We start from the raw sequence: 5,047 nt of genomic DNA, 5'->3' as shown, positions 1-5,047 counted from the left end.
TGGTTGGCGTTGGAGAACTCGGCCTTCAGGTCGGGCTTGTCCGAGCCGCCCATGCCCGCGCGGGAAGGCGCGAAGGAGGCCTTGCTCGAATTGCCGAACTTGACATCGCCGGTCTGCGCCATGAAGCCGTCGATGACGCGGTGGAAGACGACGCCGTCATAGGCGCCTTCGCGCGCGAGCTCTTTGATGCGGGCGACATGGCCGGGCGCCAGGTCGGGGAACATTTCGATGACGACGTTGCCCTTGGTTGTTTCCATGATGAGCGCGTTTTCGCGGTCCTTGATCTCAGCCATGTCAGATATCCTTTTGAGAAAACAGATTTATTTGTCGGCGGCGATACGCACTTTGACCATGCGGTCGGGGTCTGCGACCGTGCCGTTGTCCGCCTCGTCGCCCTTCTTGATGTTGTCGACCAGCTCCATGCCGCTGACGACATTGCCGACGATGGTGTACTGGCCATCGAGTGACGACGCCGGCGCGAACATGATGAAGAACTGCGAATTCGCGGAATTCGGATCCTGCGAACGGGCCATGCCGACCACGCCGCGCTTGTAGTGCTCGGTCTGCGAGAACTCGGCCGGCAAGTCAGGCAGGTCGGAGCCGCCGGTGCCGACGGCCTCGGGGTTGAAGCCCTTCTTCATGTTGCCGAACTTGACGTCGCCGGTCTGCGCCATGAAGCCGTCGATGACGCGGTGGAAGGCGACATTGTCATAGGCGCCCTCGCGCACCAGCTTCTTGATCTGCGCGACGTGCTTGGGCGCCAGATCGGGGCGCAGCGCGACGGTCACGTCGCCGTCCTTCAGCGTGATGATCATAGTGTTTTCCTTGTCGGCGGCGAAGGCCGGGAAGGATGCCGCCACGAGGCCGGCCAGCACGACGAGGAACGAAGCGAGCTTCTTCAGCTGCATGGAAGTCTCCGGAGTTTTATTTCGCGAATTTGGCGGTGAGCGCGCCGGCGACGGCCGCCGGCACGAAGGGGCGGATGTCGCCTCCCATCGAGGCTATCTGGCGGACAAGTGTGGCGGTAATGGTTCTGACCGACGGGCTGGCGGGCAGAAAAACCGTCTGCAGTTCCGGCGCCATGGTCTCATTCATGCCGGCCATCTGCATCTCGTAGTCGAGATCGGTGCCATCGCGCAGGCCGCGTATCATGATCGAGGCGCCCTCTCTCCTCGCCGCGTCGATGACCAGGCCATCGAACGCCACGACCTTTATGCGGGCGCCGTCGCGACCGAACTCGGCCTTGGTCGCCGCTTCGATCAGCTTCACCCGTTCCTCGAATGAAAACAGCGGCTTCTTGCCGGGGTGGATGCCGATCGCCGCATAGACGATGTCGGCCACGGCGAGCGAAGCCTTCAGCACGTCGAGATGGCCGTTGGTCAGCGGGTCGAAGGAGCCTGCGTAAAGGGCGATGCGTTCGGTCATGGCAGGCTTCTAGCGGGCGCGCGGACGGAAGGCAAATCCGATTGATGCGGCATCCGTGAACCTTTTCGCAGACTGAACGACAGATGAATGCGACGATCAGGAACGTTTCACGCAGCGTTCACTAGGTTGCCGCTTCAGGAGATGAAACCAAAGTCCCATCTATCCGTTATTAGGCGCAGGAGAACACGCACATGCTGATCTACATGCTAGCCACCGCAATGACAGTCGCCATGCTGATCGCCACCGCATTCGGTCTGCATCAGGAAGCCGTGCGCGTTCGCGCCAAGACGAACACGCGGCGCTTCGAAGTCCGCAAACCCTATCGCCACTACTGAATTGCGCCCCGCTTGATTGCGCGAACAGTCCCGATTGCGCCGGCCGTCTGGCCGGCGTTGCTGTTTTAAGCTTATTCGGCAATATCCGGAGCATCGTCCGTGGCATCGGCCTCGCCTTCGACGCTCTCTTCCTCATCCGATTGCGGTTCCGAAATCCGCTCCACCGAAACGACCTTCTCGCCTTCGGCCGTGTTGAAGATGGTCACGCCCTTGGTGGCGCGGCTGGCGAAACGGATGCCGTTGACGGGGACGCGGATGACCGTGCCGCCGTCCGACACCAGCATGATCTGGTCGTCATTGCCAACGGGGAAGGTCGCCACGAGACGACCGATCTCGGCCGTCTTCGACACGTCGGTGGCGCGGATGCCCTTGCCGCCGCGCCCGGTCAGTCGAAAGTCGTAGGACGAAGATCGCTTGCCGTAGCCATATTCCGTCACCGTCAGCACGAGGCGCTCATGCTCCTTGAGGAATTCGTAGCGTTCGTCGGAAAGCTCCGCCTCCTCGCCGATCTCCTCATTGGTCAGCGCGATCTCTTCCTCTTCACCGGCAACACCGGCGGCAAGCCGCCGCTCCGCGGCCGCCCGCTTCAGGTAGGCGGCGCGCTCGGCGGGCGAAGCGTCGACGTTTTCGATCACCGACATGGAGATGACCCGGTCGGTCTCGGCCATGGCGATGCCGCGCACGCCGACCGAGTTGCGGCTCTGGAAGACGCGCACGTCGCTGACCGGGAAGCGGATGCACTGGCCCGAATTCGCCGTCAGAAGCACGTCGTCATTGTCGGTGCAGGTCTCGACGCCGAGGATCTCGTCGCCTTCCTCCTCCAGCTTCATGGCGATCTTGCCGTTGCGGTTGACCTGGACGAAGTCGGACAGCTTGTTCCTGCGCACGGTGCCGCGCGTGGTGGCGAACATCACGTCGAGCTCACCCCAGCTTGCCTCGTCCTCGGGCAGCGGCATGATGGTGGTGATGCGCTCGCCCTGCTCCAGCGGCAGCATGTTGATCAGCGCCTTGCCGCGCGACTGCGGGTTGCCGATAGGCAGTCGCCACACCTTCTCCTTGTAGACGATGCCGCGCGAGGAGAAGAACAGCACCGGCGTGTGCGTGTTTGCGACGAACAGGCGAGTGACGAAATCCTCTTCCTTGGTCGACATGCCGGAGCGGCCCTTGCCGCCGCGGCGCTGCGCCCGGTAGAGCGAGAGCGGCACGCGCTTTATGTAACCGGAATGGCTGACGGTGACGACCATGTCCTCGCGCTGGATCAGGTCCTCGTCTTCCATGTCCGCGCCGCCGTCGGAGAGTTCGGTGCGGCGCGGCGTGCCGAACTCGTCGCGGACCGCGATCAGCTCGTCCTTGACGATCTGCTGGATGCGCGCGCGGGACGACAAAATGTCAAGATAATCAACGATCTCGGCGCCGATCTTGTTCAACTCGTCGGCGATCTCGTCACGGCCGAGCGCAGTCAGGCGCTGCAGGCGCAACTCGAGAATGGCGCGGGCCTGCTCTTCCGACAGATTATAGGTGCCGTCCTCGTTGATGCGGTGGCGCGGGTCGTCGATTAGCTTGATCAGCGACGCGACGTCGTGGGCCGGCCAGCGCCGTTCCATCAACTGCTCGCGCGCAGTCTGCGGATCGGGCGCGGTGCGGATCAGCTTGATCACCTCGTCGATGTTGGCAACGGCGATGGCGAGACCGACCAGGACGTGCGCGCGTTCGCGCGCCTTGCGCAAAAGGTACTTGGTGCGGCGGCTGATCACCTCCTCGCGGAAACCGACGAACGCCTTCAGCATGTCGATCAGCGTCATCACTTCCGGCTTGCCGCCGTTCAGCGCCACCATGTTGGCGCCGAAGGAGGTCTGCAGCGGGGTGAAGCGGTAGAGCTGGTTGAGGATGACATCAGCGACGGCGTCGCGCTTCAGTTCGACGACGACGCGGTAGCCCTGGCGGTCGCTCTCGTCGCGAATGTCGGAAATGCCCTCGATGCGCTTGTCGCGCACCAGCTCGGCCATCTTCTCGATCATCGAGGCCTTGTTCACCTGATAGGGAATCTCGGTGATGACGATCGATTCACGGTCGTTGCCGCGCGCCTCGATATTGACGCGGCCGCGCATGACGATGGAGCCACGGCCGGTCGAATAGGCGCTGTAGATGCCTGAACGGCCAAGCACGATGCCGCCGGTCGGAAAATCCGGACCGGGCACGATCTCCATCAGTGTCGGCAGGTCGATTGCAGGGTTGTCGATGAGGGCGATGGCGCCGTTGCAGACTTCGCCGAGATTGTGCGGCGGGATGTTGGTGGCCATGCCGACGGCGATGCCGCCGGAGCCGTTGACCAGCAGGTTCGGGAAGCGGGCCGGCAGAACCTTCGGCTCGCTGCCCGACGCGTCGTAGGTGTCCTGGAAGTCGACGGTTTCCTTGTCGATGTCCTCCAGCAATTCATGCGCGACCTTGGTCAGCCGCGACTCGGTGTAGCGCATCGCCGCCGGCGGATCGCCGTCGATCGAGCCGAAATTGCCCTGCCCGTCGATCAGCGGCACGCGCAGCGACCAGTCCTGCGCCATGCGCACCAGGGCGTCATAGATAGAGGCGTCGCCATGTGGATGGTACTTACCCATCACGTCGGCGACTGGGCGCGCCGATTTCACATATTTGCGGTTCCAGTGGTAGCCGCTCTCATGCGAAGCATAGAGGATGCGGCGATGCACCGGCTTCAGACCGTCGCGCACGTCGGGCAGCGCGCGACTGACGATCACGCTCATGGCGTAATCGAGATAGGAGCGCTGCATCTCCTCGATGATCGAAATCGGCTCGATGCCGGTCGGGCCGCCGTCGGCGCCGCGCGGTGTCTTCTGGTCGGTCAAATCAGGTCACAATCCAGTCGGGAATCACTCGCTGCTTATATAGGAAGCGGCGCCGAAACTCCAATCTTCGTGGCGCTTTTCCAGGGACAATTTTGGCGGCAATTTCAAAAGGATACCGCTGATTGCGACGATATGGCCACGGTGGGTTTCGCCGCCGCCGGGGCTGGTTCGTCGCCGATCGCCGTCACCGAGAGCGACCGCAAGTACGCTGAACCGGGCCCCGGTGGCCGCGTTGCGGGCGCCCTCAGTAGCCGCCAGTCCGGCGCGCGCGGTAGGCGCCAGGCGCTTCTCCCATCTCGCGCCTGAAGCGGCGGTTGAAGGTCGACAGGTCGCTGAAACCGGCGTTGAAGGCGATCGTCGAGATCGCCGTGTCGGAGGTGCGCAGTCGCACGGCGGCCTTGTGCAGCCTGGTTTTGAGCAGGAACTGGT

The 5,047-nt window shown here is 63.2% G+C and carries 6 protein-coding genes; 1 reads left to right on the top strand and 5 read right to left on the bottom strand.

Annotated features, from left to right (window positions below; genetic code table 11):
• The 3 genes from EN745_RS29785 to coaD all read right to left on the bottom strand — a co-directional run.
• On the bottom strand, positions 1 to 293 hold a 293-nt coding region (locus EN745_RS29785; protein WP_189363197.1), incomplete at its 3' end, for a peptidylprolyl isomerase.
• A gap of 27 nt (positions 294 to 320) precedes the next feature.
• Positions 321 to 815: a peptidylprolyl isomerase gene (locus EN745_RS29780; RefSeq protein ID WP_245455680.1), complete on the bottom strand. Its 495-nt coding sequence runs from the start codon at positions 813 to 815 to the stop codon at positions 321 to 323.
• Positions 816 to 924: 109 nt separating this feature from the next.
• On the bottom strand, positions 925 to 1,425 hold the full coding sequence (gene coaD / locus EN745_RS29775; RefSeq protein ID WP_126054740.1) for a pantetheine-phosphate adenylyltransferase: 501 nt from the start codon (positions 1,423 to 1,425) through the stop codon (positions 925 to 927).
• A gap of 191 nt (positions 1,426 to 1,616) precedes the next feature.
• Here coaD and EN745_RS29770 point away from each other — a divergent pair, with 191 nt between their 5' ends.
• Positions 1,617 to 1,760 (top strand): hypothetical protein, encoded by a 144-nt coding sequence (locus EN745_RS29770; RefSeq protein WP_126054741.1) that lies wholly within the window; start codon positions 1,617 to 1,619, stop codon positions 1,758 to 1,760.
• Positions 1,761 to 1,831: 71 nt separating this feature from the next.
• On the opposite strand, the gene gyrA is transcribed toward EN745_RS29770, so the two are convergent.
• Together gyrA and EN745_RS29760 are read right to left on the bottom strand one after the other, a co-directional pair.
• Positions 1,832 to 4,618: a DNA gyrase subunit A gene (gene gyrA / locus EN745_RS29765; RefSeq protein ID WP_126054742.1), complete on the bottom strand. Its 2,787-nt coding sequence runs from the start codon at positions 4,616 to 4,618 to the stop codon at positions 1,832 to 1,834.
• Between the two features lie 244 nt (positions 4,619 to 4,862).
• The coding region (locus EN745_RS29760; RefSeq protein WP_127422894.1) for a helix-turn-helix domain-containing protein at positions 4,863 to 5,047 on the bottom strand (185 nt) is incomplete at its 5' end.

The sequence above is a fragment of the Mesorhizobium sp. M4A.F.Ca.ET.022.05.2.1 genome (assembly GCF_003998845.1).
Classification (GTDB): Bacteria; Pseudomonadota; Alphaproteobacteria; order Rhizobiales; family Rhizobiaceae; genus Mesorhizobium.
The sequence above is the reverse complement of the archived record's forward strand: the minus strand, read 5'-3'. Positions and strand labels throughout refer to the sequence as shown.

Coding starts and splice junctions, on each gene's coding strand:
- EN745_RS29780 (WP_245455680.1), bottom strand. CDS start 815: ATGATCATCACGCTGAAGGACGGCGACGTGACCGTCGCGCTGCGCCCC.
- EN745_RS29770 (WP_126054741.1), top strand. CDS start 1,617: ATGCTGATCTACATGCTAGCCACCGCAATGACAGTCGCCATGCTGATC.
- coaD (WP_126054740.1), bottom strand. CDS start 1,425: ATGACCGAACGCATCGCCCTTTACGCAGGCTCCTTCGACCCGCTGACC.